The 1,556-nt window shown below is 67.4% G+C and carries 1 protein-coding gene; it reads left to right on the top strand.

Annotated elements, in window-relative coordinates; translation table 11 throughout:
* Window positions 1–234: 234 nt before the first annotated feature.
* A complete protein-coding gene (locus FRW57_RS21440) occupies window positions 235–1,455 on the top strand; it encodes an IS110 family RNA-guided transposase (RefSeq protein WP_152187020.1) in 1,221 nt (406 codons plus the stop codon).
* Window positions 1,456–1,556 lie beyond the last annotated feature (101 nt).

Below are 1,556 nucleotides of genomic sequence, written 5' to 3'. Positions count from 1 at the left end.
CGCTCATCCGCGAACCTTGGGTGCGGCGGGATGGTCCCGCTGGTCCACCTCCACCGTCGGGAGAGGACCTTGGCAGCGTGACCGGACAGGTCCAGCGGCAGACCCGTCCCTCCCGGCGGTGGCGGATCTCGACTGGCTAGTGGGAGTCGTGCCCCAGGCAACGATGTGGGAGCACCTGGATGAGCGTCCGGAGAGATCGGCCACGGGGGTGGTCGACCCCGAAGGAGGCAAGAAATGACTCCACAGTCCTGGCCAGCGTTCGCCGGCATCGACTGGGGCGGTGAGCACCATCAACTGTGCGTCGTCGACCACGCCGGGAAGCGACTGACACAACTACGGGTAACCCATGACGTCGCGGGACTCAGCCGGCTGCGCCATGAGCTCGTCCGGTTCGGCGACCCGATGCCTATCGCGATCGAGCGTGCCGAAGGGCTCCTGGTCGAGCACTTGCAGGCCCACGGTCACGTGCTGTTCCCGGTTTCACCGCGGATCGCTGCGCGGGCCCGGGAGCGGTACAAGGTCGCCTCGGTCAAGGACGATCGGTTCGACGCGTTCGTCCTGGCTGACACGCTGCGCCACGAGCACCAGCATTGGCGCCCGCTGAGCGCCCCGTCGCCGCTGCTGGCTGAAATCAAGGCGTTGACCCGCGATCGCGACCGTCTGCTTGAGACTCAGCAGGCCGTCGAGAGCCAGCTGCGGATGATCCTCGAGGCCTACCACCCCGCGCCTGCCCGGTTGTTCTCCTCGGTCGACCGTCAGATCACGCTCTCGTTCGTGCTGGACTATCCCACCCCCGCAGTCGCTGGACGGATCAAGACCACGCGTATGGCCGGGTTCTTGGCACGACACCACTACACCGGCCGGGTACCGGCGCAGGTCTTGGCTGAACGGATGCGCGCCAACCTGCTCACCGGTTCCCCAGGAACGGTGGCCGGCAAGAGCTTCTCAGCGCAGAGCTTCACCCGGCTGCTACAGCTGCTCAACGGCCAGCTCGCTGAATACGACGACGCGATCGCCGCTGCGGTTGCCGAACATCCCGACGCCCACATATTCGCCAGCTTCCCCGGCGTCGGACCGGTCACCACCGCTGTCTTGCTCGCCGAAATCGGAGAGGACCGCGAACGCTACCCCCGGCCCGAGGTCCTGCTCGCCGAAGCCGGACTGGCTCCGGTCACCCGTGCATCTGGCAGGTCACGCAGCGTCAGGTTCCGGTACGCCGCCAACACGCGACTGCGAGAGAGCGCCATGTGGTGGGCCTACAACTCCCTCAAAGGGTCGCCCTGGGCCGCGGCCGCATTCCGCGAGGCACGCGACCAACGCGGACAGCGCCACCACCGTGCACTGCGCGGCCTATCAGCCCGCTGGATGCGCATCCTGTGGCGCTGCTGGACCGACAACGAGCCCTACGACCCCGCGAAACACGCCAGCGCCACCGCACTGACACCGACCCCCTGACCCAGGACAAGTCCCAGCCGCCGGCAACGTTCGCCGCGCGGCTACTTAGGGTGCCCACACTCCAACCCGCTACAGCACCCGAAGTTGACAGTGGGAGTCTG

The organism is Segeticoccus rhizosphaerae (assembly GCF_009192725.1).
GTDB classification, from domain to species: domain Bacteria; phylum Actinomycetota; class Actinomycetes; order Actinomycetales; family Dermatophilaceae; genus Segeticoccus; species Segeticoccus rhizosphaerae.
Note: the sequence above shows the minus strand (reverse complement) of the source record. Positions and strands in the feature narration are given on the sequence as shown.